At 73.0% G+C, this 25,350-nt stretch carries 26 protein-coding genes; 18 read left to right on the top strand and 8 right to left on the bottom strand.

Translation table 11 applies throughout. The features are described 5' to 3' along the window. The first annotated feature begins 80 nt into the window (after positions 1 to 80). The 5 genes from proP to JKV81_RS23740 all read left to right on the top strand — a co-directional run bounded on the left by proP (position 81) and on the right by JKV81_RS23740 (position 6,577). Positions 81 to 1,586: a glycine betaine/L-proline transporter ProP gene (gene proP, locus JKV81_RS23760; protein WP_129266836.1), complete on the top strand. Its 1,506-nt coding sequence runs from the start codon at positions 81 to 83 to the stop codon at positions 1,584 to 1,586. Between the two features lie 163 nt (positions 1,587 to 1,749). Next, positions 1,750 to 2,241: a DUF6643 family protein gene (locus JKV81_RS23755; protein WP_129260793.1), complete on the top strand. Its 492-nt coding sequence runs from the start codon at positions 1,750 to 1,752 to the stop codon at positions 2,239 to 2,241. Between the two features lie 45 nt (positions 2,242 to 2,286). Continuing rightward, the gene (locus tag JKV81_RS23750) at positions 2,287 to 3,132 is read left to right on the top strand and encodes an MOSC domain-containing protein (RefSeq protein ID WP_202077685.1); all 846 of its coding nucleotides are present in this window, start codon (positions 2,287 to 2,289) and stop codon (positions 3,130 to 3,132) included. A 188-nt stretch (positions 3,133 to 3,320) separates the two neighbouring features. Further along, the gene (locus tag JKV81_RS23745; RefSeq protein ID WP_129260795.1) at positions 3,321 to 3,935 is read left to right on the top strand and encodes an Rv1733c family protein; all 615 of its coding nucleotides are present in this window, start codon (positions 3,321 to 3,323) and stop codon (positions 3,933 to 3,935) included. Between the two features lie 206 nt (positions 3,936 to 4,141). Beyond that, on the top strand, positions 4,142 to 6,577 hold the full coding sequence (locus tag JKV81_RS23740) for a right-handed parallel beta-helix repeat-containing protein (protein WP_124278514.1): 2,436 nt from the start codon (positions 4,142 to 4,144) through the stop codon (positions 6,575 to 6,577). Here JKV81_RS23740 and JKV81_RS23735 read toward each other — a convergent pair. Then, positions 6,547 to 9,009 carry a hypothetical protein gene (locus tag JKV81_RS23735; protein WP_129260797.1) on the bottom strand — a complete coding sequence of 821 codons (2,463 nt, stop codon included), beginning with the start codon at positions 9,007 to 9,009 and terminating at the stop codon, positions 6,547 to 6,549. The two genes, JKV81_RS23740 and JKV81_RS23735, sit on opposite strands and share 31 nt — an antisense overlap. Before the next feature lie 226 nt (positions 9,010 to 9,235). Between JKV81_RS23735 and JKV81_RS23730 the strand changes: the two genes are divergently transcribed. The 3 genes from JKV81_RS23730 to JKV81_RS23720 all read left to right on the top strand — a co-directional run bounded on the left by JKV81_RS23730 (position 9,236) and on the right by JKV81_RS23720 (position 11,837). Then, complete coding sequence (locus tag JKV81_RS23730; RefSeq protein WP_129260798.1) at positions 9,236 to 10,066, top strand: DeoR/GlpR family DNA-binding transcription regulator; 831 nt, start codon at positions 9,236 to 9,238, stop codon at positions 10,064 to 10,066. A gap of 94 nt (positions 10,067 to 10,160) precedes the next feature. Next, positions 10,161 to 10,595 (top strand): SRPBCC family protein, encoded by a 435-nt coding sequence (locus tag JKV81_RS23725; protein WP_129260799.1) that lies wholly within the window; start codon positions 10,161 to 10,163, stop codon positions 10,593 to 10,595. A 72-nt stretch (positions 10,596 to 10,667) separates the two neighbouring features. Further along, entirely contained in the window at positions 10,668 to 11,837 is a 1,170-nt protein-coding gene (locus tag JKV81_RS23720; RefSeq protein ID WP_129260800.1) for a PP2C family protein-serine/threonine phosphatase, read from the top strand. A gap of 57 nt (positions 11,838 to 11,894) precedes the next feature. On the opposite strand, the gene cds1 is transcribed toward JKV81_RS23720, so the two are convergent. After that, positions 11,895 to 13,028, bottom strand: coding sequence for an L-cysteine desulfhydrase Cds1 (gene cds1 / locus JKV81_RS23715; RefSeq protein ID WP_129260801.1), 1,134 nt, complete (start codon positions 13,026 to 13,028; stop codon positions 11,895 to 11,897). A gap of 257 nt (positions 13,029 to 13,285) precedes the next feature. On the opposite strand from cds1, the gene JKV81_RS23710 reads away from it, so the two are divergent. Continuing rightward, entirely contained in the window at positions 13,286 to 13,648 is a 363-nt protein-coding gene (locus tag JKV81_RS23710) for a hypothetical protein (protein ID WP_124278508.1), read from the top strand. A gap of 214 nt (positions 13,649 to 13,862) precedes the next feature. Then, entirely contained in the window at positions 13,863 to 14,387 is a 525-nt protein-coding gene (locus JKV81_RS23705; protein ID WP_202077683.1) for an ATP-binding protein, read from the top strand. A gap of 107 nt (positions 14,388 to 14,494) precedes the next feature. Here the strand turns inward: JKV81_RS23705 and JKV81_RS23700 are convergent, their stop codons facing one another. Beyond that, positions 14,495 to 14,791 carry an SHOCT domain-containing protein gene (locus JKV81_RS23700; protein WP_202077681.1) on the bottom strand — a complete coding sequence of 99 codons (297 nt, stop codon included), beginning with the start codon at positions 14,789 to 14,791 and terminating at the stop codon, positions 14,495 to 14,497. 196 nt (positions 14,792 to 14,987) lie between these two features. Here JKV81_RS23700 and JKV81_RS23695 point away from each other — a divergent pair, with 196 nt between their 5' ends. From JKV81_RS23695 to JKV81_RS23685, 3 genes are read left to right on the top strand one after another with little or no spacing between them, the layout of a single operon-like run. Continuing rightward, positions 14,988 to 15,566: a TetR/AcrR family transcriptional regulator gene (locus JKV81_RS23695; RefSeq protein ID WP_236057509.1), complete on the top strand. Its 579-nt coding sequence runs from the start codon at positions 14,988 to 14,990 to the stop codon at positions 15,564 to 15,566. A gap of 11 nt (positions 15,567 to 15,577) precedes the next feature. Beyond that, positions 15,578 to 16,159, top strand: a complete 582-nt coding sequence (locus JKV81_RS23690) for a DUF4865 family protein (protein WP_202077679.1) — start codon at positions 15,578 to 15,580, stop codon at positions 16,157 to 16,159. Then, the gene (locus tag JKV81_RS23685; RefSeq protein ID WP_202077677.1) at positions 16,156 to 17,046 is read left to right on the top strand and encodes a phosphotriesterase family protein; all 891 of its coding nucleotides are present in this window, start codon (positions 16,156 to 16,158) and stop codon (positions 17,044 to 17,046) included. The genes JKV81_RS23690 and JKV81_RS23685 overlap by 4 nt, the downstream gene beginning before the upstream one ends. 12 nt (positions 17,047 to 17,058) lie before the next feature. Here the strand turns inward: JKV81_RS23685 and JKV81_RS23680 are convergent, their stop codons facing one another. Continuing rightward, positions 17,059 to 18,273 (bottom strand): ROK family protein, encoded by a 1,215-nt coding sequence (locus JKV81_RS23680; RefSeq protein ID WP_202077674.1) that lies wholly within the window; start codon positions 18,271 to 18,273, stop codon positions 17,059 to 17,061. A 121-nt stretch (positions 18,274 to 18,394) separates the two neighbouring features. Between JKV81_RS23680 and JKV81_RS23675 the strand changes: the two genes are divergently transcribed. The 3 genes from JKV81_RS23675 (at position 18,395) to JKV81_RS23665 (ending at position 20,843) form a co-directional block, all read left to right on the top strand. Next, positions 18,395 to 19,627, top strand: a complete 1,233-nt coding sequence (locus JKV81_RS23675) for an MFS transporter (RefSeq protein ID WP_202077673.1) — start codon at positions 18,395 to 18,397, stop codon at positions 19,625 to 19,627. 70 nt (positions 19,628 to 19,697) lie between these two features. Then, positions 19,698 to 20,066 (top strand): SCO4225 family membrane protein, encoded by a 369-nt coding sequence (locus JKV81_RS23670; RefSeq protein WP_202077671.1) that lies wholly within the window; start codon positions 19,698 to 19,700, stop codon positions 20,064 to 20,066. 24 nt (positions 20,067 to 20,090) lie between these two features. Then, on the top strand, positions 20,091 to 20,843 hold the full coding sequence (locus JKV81_RS23665) for a maleylpyruvate isomerase family mycothiol-dependent enzyme (RefSeq protein ID WP_202077669.1): 753 nt from the start codon (positions 20,091 to 20,093) through the stop codon (positions 20,841 to 20,843). A gap of 10 nt (positions 20,844 to 20,853) precedes the next feature. On the opposite strand, the gene JKV81_RS23660 is transcribed toward JKV81_RS23665, so the two are convergent. Beyond that, positions 20,854 to 21,255, bottom strand: coding sequence for a MarR family transcriptional regulator (locus tag JKV81_RS23660; protein WP_129260810.1), 402 nt, complete (start codon positions 21,253 to 21,255; stop codon positions 20,854 to 20,856). A gap of 170 nt (positions 21,256 to 21,425) precedes the next feature. Here JKV81_RS23660 and JKV81_RS23655 point away from each other — a divergent pair, with 170 nt between their 5' ends. Continuing rightward, positions 21,426 to 21,728, top strand: coding sequence for a DUF6332 family protein (locus JKV81_RS23655; protein ID WP_202077667.1), 303 nt, complete (start codon positions 21,426 to 21,428; stop codon positions 21,726 to 21,728). On the opposite strand, the gene JKV81_RS23650 is transcribed toward JKV81_RS23655, so the two are convergent. From JKV81_RS23650 to JKV81_RS23640, 3 genes are all read right to left on the bottom strand, one after another. Next, on the bottom strand, positions 21,689 to 22,354 hold the full coding sequence (locus tag JKV81_RS23650) for a response regulator (RefSeq protein WP_129260812.1): 666 nt from the start codon (positions 22,352 to 22,354) through the stop codon (positions 21,689 to 21,691). The genes JKV81_RS23655 and JKV81_RS23650 overlap by 40 nt on opposite strands. Then, positions 22,351 to 23,679: a sensor histidine kinase gene (locus JKV81_RS23645; RefSeq protein ID WP_129260813.1), complete on the bottom strand. Its 1,329-nt coding sequence runs from the start codon at positions 23,677 to 23,679 to the stop codon at positions 22,351 to 22,353. Before JKV81_RS23645 ends, JKV81_RS23650 begins: the two co-directional genes overlap by 4 nt. Positions 23,680 to 23,944: 265 nt before the next feature. Continuing rightward, a complete protein-coding gene (locus tag JKV81_RS23640) occupies positions 23,945 to 24,685 on the bottom strand; it encodes a TetR/AcrR family transcriptional regulator (protein WP_129260814.1) in 741 nt (246 codons plus the stop codon). A 126-nt stretch (positions 24,686 to 24,811) separates the two neighbouring features. On the opposite strand from JKV81_RS23640, the gene JKV81_RS23635 reads away from it, so the two are divergent. Beyond that, positions 24,812 to 25,267, top strand: coding sequence for a nitroreductase family deazaflavin-dependent oxidoreductase (locus JKV81_RS23635; protein WP_129260815.1), 456 nt, complete (start codon positions 24,812 to 24,814; stop codon positions 25,265 to 25,267). Positions 25,268 to 25,350 lie beyond the last annotated feature (83 nt).

Genomic DNA, 25,350 nt, shown 5'->3' with positions numbered 1-25,350 from the left:
AGGGCAGGGCATTCATGCCGGGACCGAGACGACAGCCGCACCTCCCCCGGCGCCGGGGCGACCGGGCGGCGACGGACCAGATGGTGCGGACGCTGCTCCGGCGGCGCAAGAAGGCCCTGGCCGCCGAGGACGTGACGGTCACCGATCCGCCGAAGGTGCGCCGCGCCGTGACGGCAGCGGCGCTGGGCAACACCATGGAGTGGTTCGACTTCGGTGTCTACGCCTATCTGGCCGGCACCCTGGGCAAGGTCTTCTTCCCGTCGAGTTCACCCGGCGCACAGGTGGTGTCGACCTTCGCGACGTTCGCCGCCGCCTTCCTCGTACGGCCTCTCGGCGGGCTGGTGTTCGGTCCGCTGGGTGACCGTGTGGGGCGTCAGAAGGTGCTGGCGGTCACCATGATCATGATGGCGGCGAGCACCTTCGCGGTCGGATTCCTCCCCTCGTACGCCACGATCGGTTTCGCCGCCCCGTTGCTGCTGCTGGTGTGCCGTCTGGTCCAGGGCTTCTCCACCGGCGGCGAGTACGCCGGCGCCACGACGTACATCGCGGAGTACGCACCGGACAAGCGCCGCGGCTTCCTCGGCAGTTGGCTGGACTTCGGCACCTTCGTGGGATATTCGCTCGGCTCCGGCCTGGTGACCGTGCTGACCGCGGTGCTCGGTACGGACGGGCTGACGGACTGGGGATGGCGCATCCCGTTCTTCGTCGCGGGACCGCTCGGCCTGATCGGTCTGTACATGCGCCTGAAGCTGGAGGAGACCCCCGCCTTCCAGCGCGAGGAGGAGGCGCAGGCCGAAGCGGCGTCCGAGGGCGACCCGGTCGAGCAGGCACGCCAGTCCGGCAAGGGCCGCCTCAAGGAGATCTTCACCGGACACTGGGAGGCGGTACTCATCTGCATGGGGCTGGTCCTGCTCTACAACGTCACGAACTACATGGTGACTTCCTACCTGCCGACCTACATGTCCAGCACGCTCGGCGAGCCGGAGGCGACGTCCCAGCTCCTGGTCCTCGGCACGATGCTGCTCGTGGTGCTCACCATCACGACCGTCGGGAGGTCCTCCGACCGCTGGGGCCGTCGCCCGGTGTTCATGGCCGGAAGTGTGGCACTCGTCGTGTTCGCGATCCCCGCGTTCCTGCTCATCCGGCAGGGCGGCATCCTGCTGCCGGCGATCGGCTGCGGGGTGCTCGGGCTGCTGCTGGTCTGTTTCGCGGGGACCTCCGCCTCGACCCTGCCGGCCCTGTTCCCGACCCGACTCCGTTACGGCGCCCTGTCGATCGCCTTCAACATCTCCGTGTCGCTGTTCGGCGGCACCACACCCCTGTTCACCTCGGCGCTCGTGGAGGCGACCGGCAACGACATGGTCCCGGCGTACTACCTGATGGTGGCGGGTGTCGTCGGCCTCGTCGCGACGTTCTTCCTGCACGAGACGGCAGGAAAGCCGCTGCGTGGCTCCGGGCCCATGGTGGAGACCTCGGAACAAGCACGTGTCCTCGTCGCGCACAGCAGGACACGGGCGGGCCGGCAGGCACGTGACGTGTGGATCCGGATGCGGCACCCCTGGGGCGGGAACGGCGGCAAACACTGAGCACTCCCGGGTCCCGCGCCGCCCCCGGCGGCCCGCGGGAGGGGTGCCACCCCGTGCGGCGCGGCGGTGTCCTGGCAGGTCAGGCCGACAAAAGCAGCGTAAAACGGATAACCCCAAGATTGGGGCTCCCCAACCAGCACATCGTGGGCTTAACTTATGTGTCATGACCTCCCCCCGCTCCACCTACGGCAGCGGCTACTACGCCGCGCCGTCGTTCCCCGACACCCCGATCTACGACTCCCTGGTCGCCGAGCGGGGGACTCCTCAGATCGCGCCGATCCGGGTCCCCGCCGCCTACGACACCGGGAACAGTTATCTGCCGGCGCTGCCGTCGGCGCTTCCGGCGCTGCCCGCCGCCCCGTCGCAGCACACCGGTTCCTACGGCTATCCGCAGCAGGCCCCGCAGCCGCAGTACCAGAACGCCGGGATGCAGCAGGCGCCGATGATGCAGCCCGCACAGCTGCAGCACGCGCCGGCTCCGTACATCCCGCAGCAGCCGTCGGCGCCGCGTGGCTACCAGCAGCAGCCGCAGCAGCAGCGGCCCGGCACGGGGTACGAGGCGATGCGTCCCGCGTCGCCCCGGCCGGCGCCGGCTCCCGCGCAGTCGCCGTACGAGGATCCGTACAACCGCCCGTACCAGAGCCGGGGGTACTGACCGGCCCTGCCGCACACTGTCAGTGACGGCTGGCAGGATGTCGGCATGGTCTCTCCTGTACTCGGTGCCGCATATATCCACCCGGTCAAGTCGCTGGCCGCCCGTGCGGCCGACGCGGTGGCCGTCGAGCCATGGGGACTCGACGGCGACCGCCGCTGGATGCTGATCGACAGCGAGAACAGGGTCGTCACCCAACGTCAGCAGCCCGGCATGGCCCTGCTGTCCGCCGAGCCGCTGCCCGGCGGCGGGCTGGCCCTGTCTGCACCCGGGAGCCCGGCACTGGTGGTGGAGGTGCCCGATCCGGCCGGCACGGTCGTCGCCGGGCTCCACAGGAACGAGGTGACGGTGGTGGTGGCCGCGGAGGCGGCACACGCCTGGTTCGGCGCGCGTCTCGGTGCGGAGGTCCGGCTCGTCCATCTCGACGCGCCGTCGCACCGCAGACCCGTCGATCCGGCGTTCGGCAGGCCGGGCGAGACCGTGTCGCTCGCCGACGCCTACCCGCTGCTGCTGACCACGCGGGCCTCGCTGGACGCGCTCAACTCGCTGGTGGCCCGGGGGGACCACCCGGACGAGGGGCCGCTGCCGATGGACCGGTTCCGGCCGAATGTGGTCGTGGAGGGCACGGCGCCCTGGGCGGAGGACGGCTGGCGGCGGATCGCGATCGGGGAGGTCGTGTTCCGCGTCGTCAAGCCGTGCGGGCGGTGCGTCATCACGACCACCGACCAGCGGACCGGGGAGCGGGGCAAGGAGCCGCTGCGTACGCTCGCGCGGCACCGCAGGGACGGGAAGTACCTGCTCTTCGGGCAGCACATGATCCCGGAGGGCACCGGGGTGATCCGGGCCGGGGACCCGGTGCGCGTCCTCGACCGGCGGACCGGGGTCCCCGGCTGACGCACCGGGGTCCTCGGACAAGGGCCGGAGTCCTCGGACGACGGGCCGCGCCCGGGGGCGGTTCCGTCGCGGAGAGCGGGAACTCATGGAGGACCGGGGGGCGTTGGCGGCGTGAAATTGCTCTCTCTTCGCCGCAGGAGGACGTATTCACCGCCCTCCCGGGTTATCACGGACAGGGAAGGGGGTGCATGACTGTGCGAGCGGTTCTGGGTATCCGGCGGTGGCGGCGCAATCCCGTGTGCCGGGCCACCGACCGTCATGAGGCGTGGCTGGCGCTGGTCGCCCTGGTGCTGATGGTGGTGGCCGCTCCGGCGGTCGGCTGGAGAGCCGGTTCACTCACCGACGACGCGCTCCGGCGGACGGTGCGGGCCCAGCACGAGCAACGCCATCCCACCGAGGCCGTCGTGGTCCGCGCGTCGGGCACGTCCCGCTTCGCCCAGGACCCCGAGGCGGCCGTCACCGAGGGCACCATGCGGACGTCCGTGGTGGCCGACTGGCTCGCCCCGGACGGTACGGCACGCACGGGCACCGTGTCGACAGCCTCCACGCAGACCGCTCCCGGCGCCCGGATCCAGATCTGGACGGACGACCGGGGCCGCCCCGCGATGCGTCCCATGGACCTGTCCACGGCCCGGACGCACGCGGCGCTCGCCGGTATCGGTGCGGCGCTGGTCGCGGGCGGTCTCACGGAAATCGCCCGCAGGATCGTCGTATGGCGCATGATGCAACGGCGGTACGCCCGGCTCGACCGTGCCTGGGCCGAAGTCGGTCCCGACTGGGGCAGAACGGGTACGGGCAGCTGACCCCGCAGGCGCAGGTTCGCCCGGTATCCGGCTGACCAGTGGCCTTCGGCGGCCGACCCGTCAACTCGCGCCCCTCACGCGCGCTACGGTGGACCGGCCCGCCCGACTCCTCGGCAGGCGGGGCGTGAGGCTGCCGGCGGACCGGCGGCACACGCGGACAGGCACGAGGCAGCGCACACGGCACGAGGTGGGGGCACAGCAGCACCATGGCACAGGGCACGGTCCAGGTGACGCACACCGGCACATCGCGATGGCGGCGCCGTACGGGCGAATACGCATCCCTCACCGCCGCCCTGGAGGCCGCAGCGGACGGTGACGTCCTCACCGTCGCCCCCGGCACCTACCGGGAGAATCTCGTCATCGACCGCGCGGTGACGCTGCGCGGCCCCGAGGGCTCCGCGGGCTCCGTGCGGATCGCACCGGCCGACGGGGTCCCCCTGACCGTCCGCGCCTCCGCCGTCGTCCAGGACCTCCATGTGGAGGGCCAGGACTCGGCCGCCCCGGCGCTGCTCGTCGAGGAGGGCTCCCCCGAGCTGTCGGACCTGCGCATCGTGACCAGGTCGGCCGCCGGCATGGAGGTGCGGGGCGCGGCCAGGCCCACGGTGCGCCGCTGCACGGTCGACAACCCGGCCGGGGTGGGCATCGCCGTACTCGACGGCGCCGGCGGCGTGTTCGAGGAGTGCGAGGTAGTCTCGGCGGGCCAGTCCGGTGTCTCGGTGCGGGACGGCGCGCACCCGCGTCTGGACCGCTGCCGTGTGCACCACTCCTCGGGAGCGGGCCTGAGCGTGACCGGCGAGGGCAGCGGCCTGGAGGCCGTGGGCTGCGAGGTGTACGAGATCAAGGGCAGCGGGGTGCAGGTCACCTCCCGCGGCAGCGCGCACCTCACGGAGTGCACCGTGCACCGCACGTCCGCCGACGGGGTCACGCTGGACACCGACGCGGTCCTCACCCTCGCGGACTGCGACATCCACGACATCCCGGAGAACGCGATCGACCTGCGCTCCCGTTCGGTGCTCACACTGACCCGCTCCACGGTGCGCAGGTTCGGCCGCAACGGCCTCTCGGTGTGGGACCCGGGCACCCGTGTCGACGCCAACCAGTGCGAGATCCACGACAGTACGGGCGACTACCCGGCGGTCTGGGTCAGCGACGGGGCCACGGTGATACTGGACTCGTGCCGCGTCCACGACGTGCCCGACGCCCTGTTCGTCCTCGACCGGGGCTCACGCGCCGATGTCGTGGACAGCGATCTGACCCAGATCCGCAACACGGCGGTCTCGGTGAGCGACGGGGCCACCGCGCAGCTCGACGACTGCCGGATCCGTGAGGCGTCCACGGGCGCGTGGTTCCGGGACCACGGCAGCGGCGGCACGCTGAACAACTGCACCATCGACGCGGCGCAGACCGGGGTCATCGTGACCAAGGGCGCCGATCCGACCATCGAGCGGTGCACGGTCACCTCGCCGGCGGAGGCCGGTTTCTACGTCTCCGCGGAGGGCCGGGGCACCTTCGACAGCTGCCGGGTCACCGGGAGCGACGGGTACGGCTTCCATGTGATGGACGGCTGCCGCTCCACCCTGACCCGGTGCCGGACCGAGCGGTGCGCGCGCGGTGGCTACGAGTTCGCCGACGGCTCCGGCGGCGACGGGCAGGCCGGCGGCCCGGTGGCCCAGGACTGCACCAGCGACGAGAGCGGCCTGCGCGGCGGGGCCGCTCCCCCGGCCCCCGCGGTGCTGACGGCGACACAGGCCACGCCCGGACTGCTCGGCGCGATGCCCGGGCAGCGGACCGCGGAGCCCGTGCCCGCCCCCGCGGCTCCCGCCGAACCGGCCCGGGACTCCGGCGCCGTGCTGGGCGAGCTCGACGCGCTGGTGGGCCTGGACAGCGTCAAGCGCGAGGTGCGGGCGCTGACCGACATGATCGAGGTGGGCCGGCGCCGCCGACTGGCCGGTCTGAAGGCCGCGTCGGTCCGCCGGCACCTGGTCTTCACCGGCTCCCCCGGCACGGGCAAGACGACGGTGGCCCGGCTGTACGGGGAGATCCTGGCCTCGCTCGGGGTCCTGGAGCACGGCCATCTCGTGGAGGTGTCCCGTGTCGACCTGGTCGGCGAGCACATCGGGTCCACGGCGATCCGTACGCAGGAGGCGTTCGACCGGGCGCGCGGCGGGGTCCTGTTCGTGGACGAGGCGTACGCCCTCTCGCCCGAGGACTCCGGCCGCGACTTCGGCCGGGAGGCCATCGACACGCTGGTGAAGCTGATGGAGGACCACCGCGACGCCGTGGTGGTGATCGTGGCCGGGTACACCCACGAGATGGAGCGCTTCCTCACCGTCAACCCGGGTGTGGCGTCCCGCTTCTCCCGGACCATCACCTTCAGCGACTACGAGCCCGAGGAGCTGCTGCGGATCGTCGGGCAGCAGACCGAGGAGCACGAGTACAGCCTGGCCGAGGGGACCGGGGAAGCGCTGCTGAAGTACTTCACGGCGCTTCCCAAGGGCCCCGCCTTCGGCAACGGCCGCACGGCCCGCCAGACCTTCGAGTCGATGGTGGAGCGGCATGCGGGCCGGGTCGCCCAGCTCACCGAGCCGAGCACGGACGACCTGACCATGCTCTACCCGGAGGACCTTCCGGCGCTGCCCTGAGCGGCGCCGCCCCGGTCCTGCGCGCCCGCGCCTGCCTGCTGGGGGACGACGGGCCCGAGCCGCTCCAGGAGTGCGGCGCGCTCGACGGCGAAGACCGGGTCGGCCTGGTAGTCGGAGTGCCCCAGGATCGGTTCCGGCAGCGGGTGTTCGGTCGTACGGCCGTAGACCAGCGGGTCCTTCAGCGGACCCCGGTCCACCTCGTGGCCCTGTCCCTCGTCGATCCTGACCGGGCCGCCGATCGGGTCCGTCGCGCGCCAGAGGTTGCGCCAGCAGTGGACGGAGCGCTGGAGCCCTTCGAGGGGGACGCGGCCGAAGTAGGCCGGGAACCAGCGCCCGTACAGCCGCTCGATCGGTGAGCCGTACGTGAGCAGCGCGACCCGGCGGCGGGCCGAGTCGGGGAGCTGCCACACCGCAGCAGCGGCGAGCACGCTGCCCTGGGAGTGGCCGGAGATGACGAGCCTGCCGCGGGTGCTTCCCGTCCAGGCGCACATCCGCGACGAGAGGTCCGGGACGGCCCGCTCCGCGTAGCAGGGCGGGGCGAAGGGGTGGGCGGCGCGCGGCCAGAACGTGCCCACGTCCCAGAGGATGCCGATGGTGCGCCGGGCGGAGACGTCGCGGTAGGCGCGGCGGCCCAGGGTGACGAGCAGTATCACGCCGAACCCGGTCATCCAGGAGCCGGTCGACTGGGCGGTCTCGGCCGCCGATTCGAGGAACGGGCCGGTGCCGTCCATCGCGAGGCCGGGGACCTCGCCGGTGAGCCAGGATCCGGTCACCGCTCCGGCGCCGAGCAGCAGGGTGGCGGCGGACAGCAGTCCGAGGATGCCGGGCGCGGAGTCGGTGAGCGCGGCGGTGGCCCGGGTGCGTGCGATGTGCCGGGTGCGTCCGGGCTCGGGGTGCTTCTCCTCGTACTCCGCCTCGATCGCGGGTCCGAGCCGGCGGGCGTGCCGGGCGGTGCGGACCGCCAGCCAGACGAGGGGCGGCAGCAGGAGGAGCAGCAGGACCGGGATGACGGAGGCCTGCCAGCTGAGGAGCACGGGCGGGCCCTCTATGTCGGCGCCCGCGCCCATGCCGGGGGTGCCGGGGCCGTCGAGCCAGTCGGCCACCCGCTGGGCGACCCCGCCGGTCATCACCCCGCCGAGGGCGCAGGCGAGCATGGCCACCGCCGGGCCGCCGAGGCCGTGGAGGGTGGTGCGCGGCTCGGGGGCGCGCCGGTAGAGGCTCAGAGCCACCACGGCGAGTACGACGACGAGCAGGCCCTGGCCGAGCGCGAGGGTGCGGAAGACGGCCTCTCCGGGGAGGGCGCCCGAGGACACCCAGGCGGGGCGCGACCAGGCGGCGTAGACGACGGCCCAGGCCAGCAGGGCGAGGGCGGTGCCGGGGAGGAAGGTGGTGAGGGCCCGGTCGAGCCGGTTGTCGAGGCGCCGCTCGCTGCGTCCCCGGTGGCAGATCACCGCGACGACGACGAGGGCGCACAGGGTGAGGACGGTCTCGAACAGGACGCCGGCCACCGCGGGTACGGGGCTGTCGGCGGCCCGGTCGTGCCGGGCCGCCGCCCCGCCGACGGCCGCCGCGACCGTGAGGAAGCCTGCCGCGGTGTGCGCCGCGCGCAGCCGGGCCACCAGCCTGCGGCCGTACCAGAAGCCGGGCCTGCCGAGAGCGGGGCGGACGAGGGGTGCACCGGGCGGGGCGCCGAGGGCGGGGTCCGTGCCCGCGGTCCGGTCGTCGTCCGTGCCGTCCGTGTCAGTGTCGTCCGTGTCGGTGTCGTCGTCCGTGTCCGTGCTGTCCGGCTGGTCCCAGGTCAGGGGGCGCTGTGACTCGTAGGCGCTCCAGGTGCGGTTGGAGAGGTACCAGAGCAGGCCCACCACCGCGGTGGGTACGAGCGCCGCGACGGCGAGGCGGCGGCCGGGCTGGGCGAACCACCCGTCCTGCTGGGTGGAGAGGAAGCCGAGCCAGGAGCGCTGCCCGGAGCAGTCGGGCGTTCCCGCGCACTGCCAGGCCACCAGGTCGAGGGCGACCTCGCAGGCCGCGGCGGTCAGCAGCACGGTCAGACTGAGCGCGACGAGCCGCACCAGCACCCCGTGGAGCCGGACCGTCCGGGCACTCCCCCGTGTGGCGGGGCGCATCCAGTGGGCGAGGTTGACCACCATGAAGGGGAGCAGGAGCAGCCACAGGGCGCGGGAACCGTTGCCCGAGGTGAGGTTGGACCAGCAGTAGGCCTCGGCGATGGGCCCGTCCCGGTGGCGCTCGGGGTGCTGTTCGGCTCCGACGTCCTCGGTGCGCCGGTGGACGGCCGCCGTGTCGTCCCCGGTGATCCGGGTCGTACGGGGGTCACCGAGCATCTCCTGCGGGGTGGTCCCGCCGACACCGTGGACGAGCAGTTCCAGTGCGACGCCGCTGCTGTGCGGGGCCTCGGCCTGGGGTGCAGGGGGCAATGTCGGTGACTCGCTCTCTGGTCCGTCGGCGCGCGGCCGGTGGGGGGTGACGGATGAATCCGAGCTGATGCGCAGTCACCACCATCGCCGACAGGAGGTGTCCGCCGCACCGGCTCTCACCGAATCTCCCCAGTGGGACGGCCTGCGGGGGTGCGTGGGAGGATGGGCGCGTCCCGCAGGACCGCTGCCGGACCGTGCGGACAGAGGGAAGGACCGGGGCCCGGCGTTGAGCGAGAACCAGAATCTGCTCGCGGAGCAGCGGCGCGCGCTCATTCTCGACGATGTGCGCAAGCGCGGCGGGGTCAGAGTCAACGAGCTGACCCGCAAGCTGAGCGTCTCCGACATGACCATCCGCAGGGACCTGGACGCGCTGGCGCGTCAGGGTGTGATCGAGAAGGTCCACGGCGGCGCCGTCCCGGTCGTGGAGGCGAGCACCCACGAGCCCGGTTTCGAGGCCAAGTCGACGCTGGAGCTCAGCGCCAAGGAGGACATCGCGCGCACGGCGGCGGCGATGGCGGTGCCCGGCAGCGCGATCGCGCTGTCCGGCGGTACGACCACGTTCGCGCTGGCGCAGCACCTCCTGGACGTACCGGGGCTGACGGTGGTCACGAACTCGGTGCGGGTCGCCGATGTGTTCCACGGAGCGCAGCGCCCGGGCGCGTCGGGCGGTACGCGGGCCGGTGCGGCCACGGTGGTGCTGACCGGTGGGGTCCGTACGCCTTCGGACTCGCTGGTCGGGCCGGTCGCGGACCGGGCGATCGGTTCGCTCCACTTCGACGTGCTGTTCCTCGGGGTGCACGGGATCTCGGTGGAGGCCGGTCTGTCCACGCCCAATCTCGCGGAGGCCGAGACGAACCGGCGCTTCGTGCGGGCGGCCCGGCGCGTCGTCGTGGTGGCCGACCACACCAAGTGGGGCACGGTGGGTCTGAGTTCGTTCGCGGCGCTCGACGAGGTCGACGCCTTCGTCACGGACGCGGGCCTGCCGGACGCGGCCAGGCAGGAGATCGAGGAGCATCTCCCGGGCCTGGTGGTGGCGGACGGCTCCTCGGACGAGTAGTCCGACCCTCCCGGTGCCCCTCGATCCGCCGGTGACCGCCCCGTCGCCTTCCGCCTGCGGGGCTCACGGGCGGCGGACGTCCTAGGATCGGACCGTGGCCGTATTCCGCATCGAGCGTTTCACGCCCCTCCCCGCCGCCGAGGCGTGGCGACGGGTGACCGACTGGGAGCGGCACGGAGGGCGCGTTCCGTTCACGTCGGTCACGGTCCCCGGGGGCCTGCCCACCCGGACCGGCACGGTCTTCGTGGCCCGCACCGGCGTGGGGCCGCTGGGCTTCGACGATCCGATGGAGGTCGTGCGGTGGACCCCGCCGGCCGCCGGGCGGGCGGGGCTGTGCCGGCTGGAGAAACGGGGGGCAGTGGTGCTCGGCCGCGCGTCGATCGACGTCTGCCCGACCGGTTCGGGCTCGCACGTGATCTGGGTCGAGGAGCTGCGTGTACGGCTGCTGCCCCGCTGGGCCGATCCGCTGCTGGCGACCGCCGGGCGGCGGGTCTTCGCCCGTGAGCTCGGCACCCTGCTCGACGACTGAGCGAGCGCGGGAACGCGCTCCGGCGACCGTCCAGGAGGGGCGGCGAGAGGTCTGCTGAGGTATCCCGGACTCATGGACGTACGGCAGTGGGCGGACGGACTCCAGGACGGGTCCCGGTGGAGCCGGGCCCTTCTCGTGGTGCCGTTCGCCCTGATCGCCGTCGTGACGGTCGTCGACATCAACGTCCCGCCCGAGGTGCACCTCGGGCCGTTCCTGGTGGCGGCGCCGGCGCTCACCGCGTCGTTCGCGGGCCCGCGTCCCACCGCGGTGGTCGGTGCGGTCGCGGTGCTGGCCCAGGCGGTCGTGGCCGTGACCCGCTCCAGCATCACCGACCTCAATCACATGTACCAGATCGCCGCCCTGTTCCTGATCTCCGCCACCGTCACGTTCTTCGCCCACCTGCGGGAGCGCAGGGCGGCGGAGATGGTGCGGCTGCGCACCGTGGCCGAAGCGGCGCAGCGCAGCATCCTGCGGCCGCTGCCCGGGCGCAGCGGTCCGCTGCGACTGGCCTCGGTCTACCTGGCGGCCGAGGCCGGGGCCCAGCTCGGCGGTGATCTGTACGCGACCGCCCGCACGGTCCGGGGTACCCGCCTGATCATCGGTGACGTCCGCGGCAAGGGCCTCGACGCCATCAGCAGTGCCGCGGGGGTGCTGGGTGCCTTCCGTGCGCTGGCCCGCCAGGAGGAGCACCTGCCCGATCTGGTCACCCGCCTGGAGAGCAGTGTCGCCGCCCACCGGATCGACTCCCTGAACGAGACGGACGACCGGCCCGAGGACGCCCCGGGCGCCCTGGACACCGCGGACACCGCCGGCCCGTACATCGCGGAGGCCTTCGTCACCGCCGCCGTCCTGGACATCCCGGATGCGGAGGAGGAGCTCCGGCTGGTCAGCTGCGGGCATCCCCCGCCCCTGCTGCTGCGGGCCGGACGTGTGCACGCCCTCGACGCGACGCAGCCGGCTCCGCCCCTCGGCGTCGGGGCGCTGACGGACGACGGGCCCGCGGAGGACCTGTTCACCTTCCGTGCCGGGGACATGCTGCTGCTGTACACGGACGGCGTCACCGAGGCGCGGGACGGCTCGGGGCGCTTCTACCCGCTGGCCGAGCGGCTGGTCTCGTGGCCCGGGGCGGGGCCCGGGCCGCTCGTCGAGTGGCTCTGCACCGATCTGCTGCGGCATGCGGGCGGCCACCTGGGCGACGACGCGGCCATGGTCGCGGTGGAGTGCCTTCCCAGCTCCGGATGAGAGCCCCGGACGAGGGCCCCTGACGGGGGCCCCGGACGTGCCGCAGGGCAGCCCGGCTCAGGAGGACCAGGTGCCGGTGGCCAGGAAGTGGTCGATGGTCTCCGTGTACGGCCCGATGTCCAGGCCCTGCGCCCTCAGCCAGTCGTCGGAGTAGTACTTGTCGAGGTAGCGGTCGCCGGGGTCGCAGAACAGGGTGACGACGCTTCCCGTGGTTCCCCGTTCCACCATCTCGGCCACGAGCCTGAGGGCGCTCCACAGGCCCGTCCCGGTCGACCCGCCGGCCTTCCGGCCGATGGCCCGCTCCAGCACCCGGACCGCCGCGACGCTGGCCGCGTCGGGCACCTTCATCATCCGGTCGATGGCTCCGGGCACGAAGCTCGGCTCCATCCGGGGTCTGCCGATGCCTTCGATGCGTGATCCGCAGTCGCTGGTGGCCAGTTGGTCGTGTCGGGTCCAGCCGTCGAAGAAACAGGAGTTCTCCGGGTCGGGTACGCAGATCCGTGTGTCGTGCTGCATGTACCGGACGTAGCGCCCGATGGTCGCCGAGGTGCCGCCGGTGCCGGCAGTGGCGACGATCCAGGCGGGTTCGGGATACCGCTCCATCCTCAGTTGCTGGTAGATGGACTCGGCGATGTTGTTGTTGCCCCGCCAGTCGGTGGCACGTTCGGCGTAGGTGAACTGGTCCATGTAGTGGCCGCCCGTCTCGGCCGCGAGGGCCGCCGACTCCTCGTACAGCCTGCGGGAGTCGTCGACGAAGTGGCACTGGCCGCCGTGGAATTCGATCAGGCGGCACTTCTCCGGGCTGGTGGTCCGGGGCATCACCGCGACGAACGGCACACCGATCAGCTTCGCGAAGTACGCCTCGGAGACGGCCGTCGAGCCGCTGGAGGCCTCGATGACCGGTTTGCCGCGGCGGATCCAGCCGTTGCAGAGTCCGTAGAGGAAGAGCGAACGGGCCAGCCGGTGCTTGAGGCTGCCCGTGGGATGCGTCGACTCGTCCTTGAGGTAGAGGTCGATGCCCCAGTGCTCCGGCAGCGGGAAGCGCAGGAGGTGGGTGTCCGCGGAACGGTTGGCGTCCGCCTGGACCTTGCGCACGGCTTCCTTCAGCCAGGCGCGGTAGTCAGGGTCGCTCCGGTCGACGTCGACGGTCTCCACGACGCCACCGCCGGGTGTGTGCTCACTGGTGTCCATCAGCGGTCTCCTTCGGGGTGACGGGCGTTCTCCGTAGGACCCACGATATTCCCCCCACCTGCACAAACGTTTACTTTGGCGACCCATAGGCCTCCCTTGGCCCAAGGGCCCCCACCGTCCCGTACGGTCCCGCCGGAGGACCGGGAGCCGGCCGGACCCGGCGGGATGCGACCGGAATCGGTGGCGATGAGGCCTGGTGTCAGGGCCCCCTCCACGGGCAGACTTGCAGAAGCCGGTACAAGGGGGGCGAAGTCGCCATGGCCGAGACAGAGTTCAGCGCTGCGGATTTCGGCGCGCCGGAGTTCGGCACCGCCGACTTCAGGGCGAGCGACGTCAGCATCCGACGGTGGGCCCGGTCACTGACCAGGGCCGGCCAAGTGATCGTGGAGGACGGCCGGATCGCCCTGCTGACGAGCAACGGGCGGGAGATCGCCAGCGCCCCGGTGACGGCGGTGAGCGCGGGCAAGCCGTGGTTCCTGGCCGCCGACTCGGCGATCGCCCGCATCAACGGGGTGCGGTACCGGCTGACCATGGGCCAGCGCAACCGCAGGCCCGGCGGGGCCGCTCCGGTGCGCAGATTCCTGGAGGTCCTGCGCAGCGCCGCGGGACGGCGCGTCTGACGCTACGGTCCGGTACGGACACCGCGAGTTGCGGAGCCCAACCCCCTGAGTCACGCTGGTCACACGTCACTGATGGTGTACCGGCGGTGACAGCGAAAGCCGCCCCCGCCGGGAGCCACGCAGGGCGGACCACGCATGACCAGAAACAGCAGTCAGCCATCTGCTGGATCCGTTCCTTCGTCTTCTTCCGGACCTATTTCGGGGAGTCGCAGCCGTGATCAGCGAGCCAAGCAGGCACTGCGCGGTGGAGCTCCAGGCCCTGCCGTCGCGGATCGGTCAGGTCCGCAGAATCATTTCGGCGCAACTGCGCTACTGGCATCTCGATCCTCTGATCGACCAGGCAGCGCTCGGTGTCACCGAACTGCTGACCAACGTCCACCGGCATGCACAGCCGGACAAATCATGCACCGTCGAGATCGAGCTGCTGCTCGACCGGCTGACGGTGTCCGTCCACGACCACGACCCCCGGCTGCCGACCGTGTGCGACGCCGATCAGTCCGCCACCTCCGGGCGCGGACTGGCGATGATCGCCGCGGTCAGCGAGAGCTGGGGTGTACGACCGAGCGATGACGCGGGGAAAGTCATCTGGTTCACCTTGCCCGCACCATCGTCCACCACCGCTCTGCCCCCTCTCCCGGTGTACGGGTCGACGACCGACGGCCCGTTCGGCTCGGACGTCGTGGGATTCATGGAGCCGGTGGCGGCACGGACACGCACCCGCTCGGCCGTGGTCGGCTGACGGGAGAGCGGCCGCGCACCGCACTGCACAGCGCACCCAGGAGCGCGTCGATCCACTCGTGATCGACGCGCTCCGCTGCGTTCAGGCCCGGAGGCCGCCTTCCGCGCTCACGCCGGGCCGTCCTTGTCGTAGCGGCCGTAGGGCTCGTCCAGGACGGAGAGCCTGCGCCAGTACTCGTCCTCGTCGATCTCCCCCGCGGCGAACCGCCGGCCGAGGAGGCCGATCGGTGACTGCTCGCCCGCGGGGCCGCCCCGCCGGACGCCGTGCGGCTGCCACGGGCCCCGGCGGCTGCGCCACACGGTGCGGCGCAGCAGTGTGACGACGCCGACGGCGACCACCGCCCAGATGATCGGGAAGAAGAGGATCCACGGGCCGGGTCCTCCGTAGCTCGCCAGGGTGTTCATCTCGGTCAGCTCCTCGGTGAGGGTCTCGTCCGTGCGTTCCTGTCATCTACGAGCCTGTCTCCGGCCACGGCCGGAAGCGTCGTACGGCCGAGGGCAGTTGGCGTACGACGGCGGGAGTACGCCGGGGCCGGGGGCCTGCTTCCCCGGTGTACGGCGCCCCGTGGATTCTGTACCTACTGGTATGTACAGTGAGCGCATGAGCACTCCGGAACGGTTGATCGAGGCCACCCAGGAGCTTCTGTGGGAGCGCGGCTACGTGGGGACCAGCCCCAAGGCGATCCAGCAGGCGGCGGGGGCCGGCCAGGGCAGCATGTACCACCACTTCGCGGGCAAGCCCGATCTGGCGCTCGCCGCCGTGCTCCGCACCTCCGCCGAGATGCGGGAGACGGCCGGGCGCCTGCTGGACGGCCCGGGATCGGCGTACGAGCGGATCTCGGCCTATCTGCTGCGCGAGCGTGAGGTGCTGCGGGGCTGCCCGGTGGGGCGGCTGACGATGGATCCCGAGGTGGTGGCCAGCGACGCGCTGCGCGCCCCGGTGGACGAGACGATCGGCTGGCTGCGGGAGCGGCTCGCCGGGATCCTCCAGGAGGGCCTGGAGGCGGGCGAGTTCGCCCCCGGCATCGTCCCCCGGGAGGTCGCGGCGACCATCGTGGCCACGGTCCAGGGCGGCTATGTCCTGGCCCGCGCGTCGGGGTCGGCGGACGCCTTCGACTCGGCCGTGCGCGGACTGCTCTCCCTGCTCGCCCCGCACATCACGACCGACCGTCCGGCCTGAGGAGCACACGCGTGCACGCCATGCAGTACGAGATCACTCTGCCCGCCGACTACGACATGGGGATCATCCGCGAGCGGGTCGCGACCCGGGGGCATCTCCTCGACGCCTTCCCGGGCCTGGGCCTCAAGGCGTACCTGATCCGCGAGCGCGGGGAGGCCTCGCCGGTCAACCAGTACGCCCCGCTGTACCTGTGGTCAGCCCCGGAGGGCATGAACAGCTTCCTGTGGGGCTCCGGATTCCAGGGCATCGTCGACGACTTCGGCCGCCCGGAGGTGCAGCACTGGACCGGACTCCACTACGCGGAGGGTGCGGCCTCGGAGGCACTCCCCCGCACCGCCGTCCGCCGCCGCGAGCGGATCGCGGACACCGTCCGGCCGGCCGCCGCGGTGGAGGCCGCGGTGGAGGAGAGCCGCCGGCTGGCCGGCACCCCGGGCAATGCCGCCGCCGCGCTGGCCGTCGATCCGCGCCACTGGGAGCTGCTCCACTTCACCCTCTGGGAGGACGAGCCGTCCGGCGCGCCGGGCGACCGCTACGAGGTGCTGCACCTGTCGTCGCCGGAGCGCAACCGGCTGAGGCGGGGGAAGCAGTGGTGACCCGGGTCCGTACGGTCCTCGGGGACGTCCCCGCCGGGGAGCTCGGGGTCTGCGACGCGCACGACCACCTCTTCATCCGTACGCCGGTGCTGCCCGGGCTGGAGCTGGACGACCCGGAGGACGCCGGCGGGCGGCTGCGGGACTTCCACGCGCTGGGCGGGCGGACGGTCGTCCAGTGGACCCCGTACGGCATGGGCAGGCGGCCCGCGGATCTGGCGGCCCTGTCGCGGGCGGTCGGGGCCCGGATCGTCGCGGCGACCGGGCTGCATCAAGCGGCCCATTACACGCCCGAGTCGCTCGGCCGGATCATGCCGGAGCTGGAGGAGCTGTTCGTCTCGGAGATCACGGACGGGATCGGGGCCACGGGCGTACGGGCGGGGCTGATCAAGGTGGCCGGGGCGTTCCACGGCCTCGACGCGCACGCGCGGCACACGATGAGGGCGGCCGCCGGGGCCCATCACCGTACGGGGGCGCCGGTCGCCGTCCATCTGGAGCTGGGTACGGGTGCGGGGGACGTGCTGGATCTGCTGTGCGGGGAACTGGGTATGGAGCCGCGGCGGGTGATCCTCGGCCACCTGGGCCGGTTCCCGGACGGCGTCGCGCAGCTCGACGCCGCCCGGGCAGGTGCGTTCCTGGCGTTCGACGGTCCTTCGCGGGCGCATCACGCCACGGACTGGCGGCTCCCCGAGCAGCTCGCCGCGCTCGCCGAGGCCGGGTTCGGCGGGCAGTTGCTGCTCGGCGGCGACACGACGGTGCCCGGGACGCCGGGGATGCCGTACCTGTTGCGGGGGCTGCGTCCACGGCTGGTGCGGTCGCTCGGCGAGGAGCTCCTGGAGGCGGTGCTCGTGGACCATCCGGCGCGGGCGTTCGCCCTGGCCGAGGCCTGAGGGACCGGGCGGTCAGGCCAGTGCGGCCAGCGGGTCGTCGAGTACGGGCTGCCAGGCCAGCTCGGCCGCGCCCACCAGGCTGTTGTGGTCGAGCGTGCAGGACAGGATCGGCACACTTCCGCTGCGGCCCCAGAGACTGCGGTCGGCGACCACGGCCCGCAGACGTTCGGGGTCGGCCTCCAGGAGATCGCGGTGCAGGCCGCCCAGGATGATCCGGTCCGGGTTGAGGATGTTGACCAGCCCGGCGAGGCCGAGGCCGAGCCGGTCGATCAGCTCCTCGGCGGCGGCCCGTACATCGGGGTCGCCGTACTCCGTGCGCAGCAGGTCACCGGACTGCTTGAGCAGGGACTCCTCGGGGCCGGGCTCCCGGCGGGCCGCGACAAGGAAGGCCAGGGGGTCCGTCTCGACGTCGAGGCAGCCCCGCCCGCCGCAGTGGCAGGGGCGGCCCTCGGGGTTCACGGTGAGGTGTCCCACTTCGAGGGCGAGACCCGAACTCCCGCTGTGCAGACGGCCGTCCAGGACGAGGGCGCCGCCCACGCCGCGGTGGCCGGTGGCGACGCAGAGCAGGTGCTGGGCACCGCGCCCGGCGCCGTGCCGGTGCTCGGCGAGGGCGGCGAGGTTGACGTCGTTGGCGGTGAAGGCGGGACCGGCGATGCCCGCGGCGCGTACGCAGGCGGAGAAGACCTCCCGGACCGGCGCCCCCGCGGGCCAGGCGATGTGCAGGGGGTTGAGCGCCGTCCCCTCGGGTTCGGCGACGGCGGAGGGCACGGCAAGGCCGGAGCCGACGCAGCGCAGCCCGCTCTCACGCAGGAGCTGTGCCCCCGCCTCGACGACCTCGCCGAGGACCTGGGCGGGGTCGGCCATGACGGCGACGCAGCCGGGCGCGGTGGCCACGATCCTGCCCCCGAGCCCCACGAGCGCGGCGCGGAAGCCGTCGGAGTGCACCTGGGCGGCGAGGGCCACCGGCCCGCTGTCCAGGACGGACAGCCGGTGCGAGGGGCGGCCCTGCGAACCTGCGGCGGAGCCCGGGCTGGAGTCGACCTTGATGAGCCCGAGCGCCTCGAGCTCCGCGGCCACCGCACCGGCGGTGGCCCGGGTGACGCCGAGCTCGGAGGTGAGGACGGCGCGGGTGGGGGCACGGCCCGTGTGCACGAGCTCCAGGGCGGGCCCGAGCGCGCTGCGGCCCCTCTCCAGCTTCGTCCGCGTGGTGGTCGACTTGCCGTTCATGGGGGCGAGTCTCCCATGATCCGGAGCCGATGCCGACGCCCCGGCATCCGGCACCGTTCACCGGCCGGTCACCGGTGCGGGGACCTTGCGCCCGGTCGCGGGACCACCCTATGCTCACTTTGTGCCGCAAGTAAACAAACTGCGGACGGCCCTGTCGGGGGAACGTGGCGGAGACACCGCACCACCCTCGTCGGCCCGCCTCCGTGCCGCCTTGACCGTGTTCTTCGCCCTCGACGGGTTCCTCTTCGCCGGCTGGGTGGTCCGCATTCCGGCCATCAAGCACCAGACGGGGGCCAGCGCTTCCACCCTCGGGCTCGCCCTGCTCGGGGTCTCCGCCGGTGCGGTGATCACCATGATGCTCACCGGAAGGCTCTGCCGGCGCTACGGAAGCCATGCGGTCACCGTGGCCTGCGGTGTGCTGCTGTCCCTGAGCATCGCCCTTCCGGCGCAGACCGGTTCGGCCCTCGCCCTGGGCCTCGTGCTCCTGGTCTTCGGCGCCGCGTACGGCGGGCTGAACGTGGCGATGAACAGCGCGGCGGTGGACCTGGTCTCCGCGCTGCGCCGCCCCGTGATGCCGAGCTTCCACGCCGCGTTCAGCTTCGGCGGCATGGCCGGCGCGGGGATCGGCGGGCTGGTCGCGGGCAGCCTGTCGCCCGCGACGCACCTCTTCGCCCTGACGGGCCTGGGCCTCCTCGTCACCGCGGTGACCGCCCCGGTGCTCCTGCGCGGCCGGCCCGCCGCACCCGCCACGGAGCTGTCGGCGGCGGACGCCCCGGACCGGCCGAAGGGGATGGGCACCCATGCGCGCCGGATCGTCGTCCTGTTCGGCGTCATCGCTCTGTGCACGGCGTACGGCGAGGGCGCGCTGGCCGAGTGGGGGGCGCTGCACCTCAGCCAGGACCTGGGGGCCACGCCGGGCCTCGCCGCCGCGGGGTACTCCCTGTTCGCGCTGACGATGGCCATCGGCAGGCTCACCGGCACCGCCCTCCTCGAACGCTTCGGGCAGACCCGCACGCTGGTGGCCGGCGGGGCCACGGCCGCGGCGGGGATGCTGCTCGGCGCGCTGGCTCCGGCCGTCTGGCTCGTCCTGCTCGGCTTCGCCGTGGCCGGTCTGGGCCTGGCCAACATCTTCCCCGTGGCGGTCGGCCGCGCGGGCGCGCTGGCGGGCCCCAGCGGGGTGGCCGCCGCCTCGACCCTCGGGTACGGCGGGATGCTCCTGGGGCCTCCGGTGATCGGCTTCCTCGCCGACTGGATCTCGCTCCCGGTGGCCCTCACCACGGTGACCCTGCTCGCCGCGACGGCGGCGGTCCTGGGCTGGACGGCCCGCAACGCGGGCGAACACCCGAACGATTGAGTAGCCGTACTCAGGCACCTCCGGCTCCCCCGGCGCACGATGGAGGTATCAGCCATCCAGGGGAGCGGACATGAGTCATCAGGTGACGGGCAACCAGAGGTTGCGTACGGCGGCACGGCTGACCTTCGGCAACACGGCTTCACGGATCTACCTCGGCCTCGTGCTGGCGGTCGCGGTGTTCGTCGCGGTGGACACGCTGTTCGTGTCCCACGAGGACGCCTCGTTCGCGGGTGTCTGGCTGTTCTTCCTGGCCGCGCCGACCGTCTTCGTCTTCCTTCTCGGCAGTTCGATGACCGGCGCGGACTCGGGAGGGCCCGCCTGGTTCACGTATCTCGCGCTGGTGGTCTCGGTGCTCGTGCAGGCCTGGGCGCTGGGCTGGTTCTCCCGGCTGCTGCGCCGCCCGGGACGGAGCCGTTCCGCACACCCCCAGGGCGCCTGACATGTCTCTGGCAAAATCACCGGCGTGGAGACCTCCGAACACCTGACAGCCCTCGCCGCGGAAGGCCGTGCGCTCGCCCGGGCCGCCCGCGAGGCGGGGACGGACACCCCGGTCCCGACCTGCCCGGAATGGCGGGTGCGCGACCTCCTCGAACACACCAGCATGGTGCACCGCTGGGCGACCGCGTTCGTCGTCGAAGGGCACCGGGCCCACCGGCCGGCCGACGAGGAACCCGGTCTGGACGGCGAGGCGTTGCTCGACCGGTTCACCGAGGGCCACCGCCTCCTGGTGGACGCGCTCCGGGCCGCGCCGGCCGGTCTGGAGTGCTGGACCGTCTTTCCCGCTCCGTCCCCGGTCGCCTTCTGGGCACGCCGGCAGGCGCACGAGACCAGGATCCACCGGGTCGACGCGGAGTCGGCGCTGGGCGGCCCGCCGGCCCCCGTGGCACCTGCGCACGCGGCGGACGGGATCGACGAACTGCTGGCCGGCTTCCACGCCCGCGCCAAGAGCCGGGTGCGCACGGACCCGCCGCGCACGCTCCGGGTGCGGGCCGTGGACACGGACACGGTGTGGACCGTACGGCTGTCGGACGGGCCACCGCGCACGGTGCGCGGGCCGGCCGGCCTGGAGACGCCCGCCGACTGCACACTGAGCGGTACGGCGGAGGAGCTCTACCTCGCGCTGTGGAATCGCCGCCCGTTCTCGTCGGTCGACGTGTCGGGGGACGCGGAGGTGGCCGGGCTGTGGGCGAGGAACTCGGCGGTCGTCTGGTCGTGAGCGGGCCGGCTCACTCCCCGGCGCGGTCCAGCATCCGCGAGAGCACCGCCCGCTGAAGGGGCCTGGCCTCCGTGTGGCGGGCCCGGCCGGTGTCCGTCAGCTCGACACGCACACCGCGGCGGTCCTCGTCGCACATCACCCGGCGTACGAGGCCGTCCCTCTCCAGGCGTGCCACGAGCCTCGACAGTGCGCTCTGGCTGAGATGGACGCGCGACGCGATCTCCTGGACGCGCAGGCAGCCCTCGCCACGCTCGCCGGCGGCCTCCGTGAGGACGTCCAGGACCTCGAAGTCACTGGCTCCCAGGCCCTGCGGGCCCAGTGCCCGGTCGAGCTCACCCAGGGTCCTGGCGTGCAGTGCGAGCATCGCGCGCCACTCGCCGACGAGCGCCTGCTCGGACTTCTTCGCTGCCATGGACGCACGCTAGCAGAGGAGCGCGCCATTCATGCACGCACAATAATTGCAGACGCATCGTCCTTTCGGGGGCGGTTCCGCCGGTGCGGCGGAGCGGCTGTGGGGCGGTGCCGACTGCGCGACGGAGAGGCGTCCTTGCCGTCGGCCACGGCCCCTGTGACACTTCGGACATGTCACGACGCACTCAGGCGGAGCGGGACGCGATGACCCTCGAGATCGGCTACGCCCTGTTCAGCGGCGTCATGGTGGCCGCGGCCACGTTCGCCGGGGTGTCACTCCCCGCCCTGCTCCTCCCTCTGCCGGACGGCGCCGAGCATGTGCTGTTCCGGGCCGGGGCTGCGCTCGGCGCAGTGGCGTTCGCCCTCCGGGTCGTCCATGTCCTGTGGCGTTTCCCGCGTGCGGCGGAGGAGCGGCGCCTGCCCCTGCCTCCCGTTCAGCCGAGCCAGCCGGGGCGTACGAGCCCCGACTCGTAGGCGAGCACGACGAGTTGGGCCCGGTCCCGGGCACCCAGCTTGACCATGGCGCGGCTGACGTGGGTCTTGGCGGTGAGCGGGCTGACGACGAGTCTGCGGGCGATCTCCTCGTTGGAGAGCCCGATGCCGACCAGGGCCATGACCTCACGCTCGCGTTCGGTCAGTCCGTCCAGGAGCGTCGCCGCCGCGGGCTCCTTGGAGCGGGCCGCGAACTCGGCGATCAGCCGCCGGGTCACTCCGGGCGACAGCAGGGCGTCCCCGTCCACCACCGCGCGCACCGCCCGCAGCAGCTCGTCCGGTTCGGTGTCCTTGACGAGGAAGCCGGAGGCTCCCGACCGGATCGCCTCGAAGACGTACTCGTCGAGTTCGAAGGTGGTGAGCATGACCACCTTCACCTCGCTCAGGGCCGGGTCGCCGGTGATCGCCCGGGTCGCGGCCAGACCGTCCTGCTTCGGCATCCGGATGTCCATGAGCACGGTGTCGGGGCGCAGTTCACGCACCAGGCGTACGGCCTCCGCCCCGTCGGCCGCCTCGCCGGCCACCTCGATGTCCGGCTGGGCGTCCAGGAGCGCCCGGAAACCGGCCCGGACCAGCAACTGGTCGTCGGCGAGCAGTACGCGGATCACGACGCCTCCTCCGTTCCGGTCTTGTCCCGTGCGGCGGGGCCGCCTTCGCCTCCGGGGCGCAGCGGGAGTTCCGCGGTGACCCTGAATCCGCCGTCGGGCCCGGGGCCCGCGTCGATCGTGCCACCCAGCGCGGCGGCCCGCTCCCGCATCCCGATGAGCCCGTTGCCGCTGCCCCCGGCGTCGTCGCCGGTCGCCGGCCCCTCGTCGTCGACGAGGAGCCCGAGGTGCGCGCCCCCGTACGTGACGCGGACGTGCGCCGTACGCGATCCGGAGTGCCGGACCACGTTGGTCAGGGCCTCCTGGACGATGCGGAAGGCGGCGAGGTCGGCGCCGGGCGGGACCGGCACGCGCGTGCCGTCCGTCTCCACGGTCACGGTGAGCCCGGCCGCCGCGGCCTGGTCGACCAGTTCGGGCAGGCGGTCGAGGCCGGGGGCCGGGGCGCGGGGTGCGTCACCCGGTGTCCTGAGGTTCTCCAGCACCTGACGCACCTCGCCGAGCGCTTCCTTGCTGGCGGACTTGATGGTGGTGAGGGCCGTACGGGCCTGTTCGGGGTCGGAGTCGAGCAGGGCCAGCCCCACCCCCGCCTGGACGTTGATGACGGAGATGCTGTGGGCGAGGACGTCGTGGAGTTCGCGGGCCATGCGCAGCCGCTCCTGGTCGGCCCGCCGCTTCTCCGCGGCCTCCCGCTGCGCCCTGGCGGCCGCCCACTGCTCGCGGCGCACCCGGAGGAGCTCGGCCGCGGCGACGATCGCCACGACCCAGGCGGTGACGAACGCCTCCTGGCCCCAGGGGGCCGGGCCGTCGCCCTCCGGCGGCAGCCACCGGTACAGCCAGTGTGCGGCCAGCAGATGCCCTGCCCACAGGGTTCCGAGCGACCACCAGGCGGCCTTGCGGTGCCCGGAGACGATGGCCCGGAAGCAGCCGACGGCGACGGCGATGAAGACCGGGCCGTACGGATATCCCAGGCCGAGGTAGACCAGCGTCGCGGCGGACGTCGCGGCCACCGCGAGGGCGGGGTGCCGGTGCCGTACGAGCAGCACGGCGACCGCGGCGAACAGGAGCAGCCGGGCGACGAGGCCCAGCGGCTCACGGTCCTGGCCGTGCGCGGCGACGGTGGTGCCCACCATCACGATCACGCCGACCACGAGGGTCGACGGCCACGGCAGGCGGTCACCGCACCTCTCCCGGCCGCCGAACCTCTCCGCGACACCGCCCCTCCCCCGGCCACCCCCGCCAGGGCCGTGCCTTCCGCGCCACGGGGGCCCGTGACCGCCGTGGCGCCGGCCTCCCGGCCCCGTACGCGGGTGCGCTCGCTGATCCTGCATACCGGCCACGCTAGACGCGCCGACCCCTGGCGCACGTCAGCCGGACGTGGCGATCCCGCATACTCCCCGCGGAGTACACGGGGCGCACGCGGCCGACGGCGGCGCGGCGTTGCCGGCACTTCATCTCGGCGCGCCGGGTGCCGGGGCGACTCCGCACGCCGGGTGCCGGGGCGGGGGCCGACTCCGCGCGCCGTGTACCGGGGCCGGGGCGACGCGCTTCAGGCCCCGGAGACCTCGCACCTCCGGCTAGGAGAACCGGTACGCGTCAGGCGCCCGCGCCCGCGGCCCCGCCGCCACCCCCGGGGCGTCGGCCGTCCAGCAGGCCCACCGAGCGCCCGAGTTCACGGACGGCGTGCCGGAAGAGCTCTTCGCGTGCCTCGACGACACGGGTGAACTGGCCGAAGAGCTCGAAGGAGATCAGCCCGAAGAGCTGCGCCCACGCGGAGACCAGGGCCACCGCGACGGCCGGCGGGAGGTCGTCGGCCAGATCGGCCGCCATACGTGCGCCCTCGGCGCGCAGCAGGGGGTCCTGCGGGGGGACGGCGAGGCCCTCGGTGCGGTGGGCGTCGCGTACGACGCCGATCAGGACCTGGCCCACGCGGGAGGCAGGACCGACGGTGTCCTGCGGAGCGGTGTAGCCGGGGACGGGCGAGCCGTAGATCAGCGCGTACTCATGAGGGTGGGCCAGAGCCCACTCCCGTACGGCGCCGGCGACCGCCAGCCAGCGGTCGGGATGGGGGCCGGCCGGGCCGCCCGTCCTGTCGCGGGCCGCCTCCGCCGCTTCACCCACCGCGTCGTAGGCGTCCACGATGAGCGCCGTCAGCAGGTCGTCGCGGCTGGGGAAGTAGCGGTAGAGCGCGGAGGACACCATGCCGAGCTCGCGGGCGACGGCACGGAGGGAGAGCTTCGCGGCGCCCTCGGCCGCGAGCTGTCTCCTGGCCTCGTCCTTGATCGCCGCGGTGACTTCGATACGGGCGCGTTCGCGGGCTCCTCGAATGGTGCTCATGGGATCAGTCTGCCACGCGATCGGAGCACCGAACACAAAAGAGAGCACTGCTCTTGCCTTGGATCACCGCACACGTGCACACTGATCTCAAGCGAGAGCAGTGCTCTCTGAATGGCAGGAGCCACCATGTCGCAGCAGCCGTACTACCTCCAGGCCAACGCCTTCGCACAGCGCATGAACAGTGTCATCGGCTGGCTGGCCCGACACGGCGTCAGCCTCCTCGGCAGCGCCGAGATGTCGGTACGGGGCCGTAGGAGCGGCCGGATGCAGCGCATCCCCGTCAACCCCCACCACCACGACGGCGCCCAGTACCTGGTCTCCGCCCGCGGCCACTCCCAGTGGGTGCGGAACATGCGCGCGGCCGGAGGCGGGGAGTTGAAGGTGGGCCGCCGGGTGCGGACGTTCACCGCCGTGGAGATCGCGGACGACGAGCAGAAGGTACGGATCGTGCGCGCCTATCTGAAGCGCTGGGGCTGGGAGGTCAACCAGTACTTCCAGGGCATCACGGCCAGCTCCACCGACGCCGAACTCCTGGCGGCCTGCCCCGATCACCCCGTCTTCAGGATCACGGTCACGAGCTGAGCCGGCGGGCACGGGTGCGCCGGGGCGCCGCCCCGGACGGTCGCCCGGTCACGGTGCCCTCCGGCCGGCCGGCCACCGCCGGC

The sequence above is a fragment of the Streptomyces silvae genome, assembly GCF_016745505.1.
GTDB lineage: Bacteria > Actinomycetota > Actinomycetes > Streptomycetales > Streptomycetaceae > Streptomyces > Streptomyces silvae.
The sequence above is the reverse complement of the archived record's forward strand: the minus strand, read 5'-3'. Positions and strand labels throughout refer to the sequence as shown.

What these genes read in the sequence shown, in the direction of transcription:
- JKV81_RS23740 (WP_124278514.1), top strand. Translation starts at nt 4,142, where the DNA reads ATGGCACAGGGCACGGTCCAGGTGACGCACACCGGCACATCGCGATGG.
- JKV81_RS23660 (WP_129260810.1), bottom strand. Translation starts at nt 21,255, where the DNA reads ATGGCAGCGAAGAAGTCCGAGCAGGCGCTCGTCGGCGAGTGGCGCGCG.
- JKV81_RS23680 (WP_202077674.1), bottom strand. Translation starts at nt 18,273, where the DNA reads ATGAACGGCAAGTCGACCACCACGCGGACGAAGCTGGAGAGGGGCCGC.
- cds1 (WP_129260801.1), bottom strand. Translation starts at nt 13,028, where the DNA reads ATGGACACCAGTGAGCACACACCCGGCGGTGGCGTCGTGGAGACCGTC.
- JKV81_RS23645 (WP_129260813.1), bottom strand. Translation starts at nt 23,679, where the DNA reads ATGCAGGATCAGCGAGCGCACCCGCGTACGGGGCCGGGAGGCCGGCGC.
- JKV81_RS23640 (WP_129260814.1), bottom strand. Translation starts at nt 24,685, where the DNA reads ATGAGCACCATTCGAGGAGCCCGCGAACGCGCCCGTATCGAAGTCACC.
- JKV81_RS23755 (WP_129260793.1), top strand. Translation starts at nt 1,750, where the DNA reads ATGACCTCCCCCCGCTCCACCTACGGCAGCGGCTACTACGCCGCGCCG.
- JKV81_RS23670 (WP_202077671.1), top strand. Translation starts at nt 19,698, where the DNA reads ATGAGTCATCAGGTGACGGGCAACCAGAGGTTGCGTACGGCGGCACGG.
- JKV81_RS23695 (WP_236057509.1), top strand. Translation starts at nt 14,988, where the DNA reads ATGAGCACTCCGGAACGGTTGATCGAGGCCACCCAGGAGCTTCTGTGG.
- JKV81_RS23750 (WP_202077685.1), top strand. Translation starts at nt 2,287, where the DNA reads ATGGTCTCTCCTGTACTCGGTGCCGCATATATCCACCCGGTCAAGTCG.
- proP (WP_129266836.1), top strand. Translation starts at nt 81, where the DNA reads ATGGTGCGGACGCTGCTCCGGCGGCGCAAGAAGGCCCTGGCCGCCGAG.
- JKV81_RS23710 (WP_124278508.1), top strand. Translation starts at nt 13,286, where the DNA reads ATGGCCGAGACAGAGTTCAGCGCTGCGGATTTCGGCGCGCCGGAGTTC.
- JKV81_RS23745 (WP_129260795.1), top strand. Translation starts at nt 3,321, where the DNA reads ATGACTGTGCGAGCGGTTCTGGGTATCCGGCGGTGGCGGCGCAATCCC.
- JKV81_RS23700 (WP_202077681.1), bottom strand. Translation starts at nt 14,791, where the DNA reads ATGAACACCCTGGCGAGCTACGGAGGACCCGGCCCGTGGATCCTCTTC.
- JKV81_RS23720 (WP_129260800.1), top strand. Translation starts at nt 10,668, where the DNA reads ATGGACGTACGGCAGTGGGCGGACGGACTCCAGGACGGGTCCCGGTGG.
- JKV81_RS23635 (WP_129260815.1), top strand. Translation starts at nt 24,812, where the DNA reads ATGTCGCAGCAGCCGTACTACCTCCAGGCCAACGCCTTCGCACAGCGC.
- JKV81_RS23655 (WP_202077667.1), top strand. Translation starts at nt 21,426, where the DNA reads ATGTCACGACGCACTCAGGCGGAGCGGGACGCGATGACCCTCGAGATC.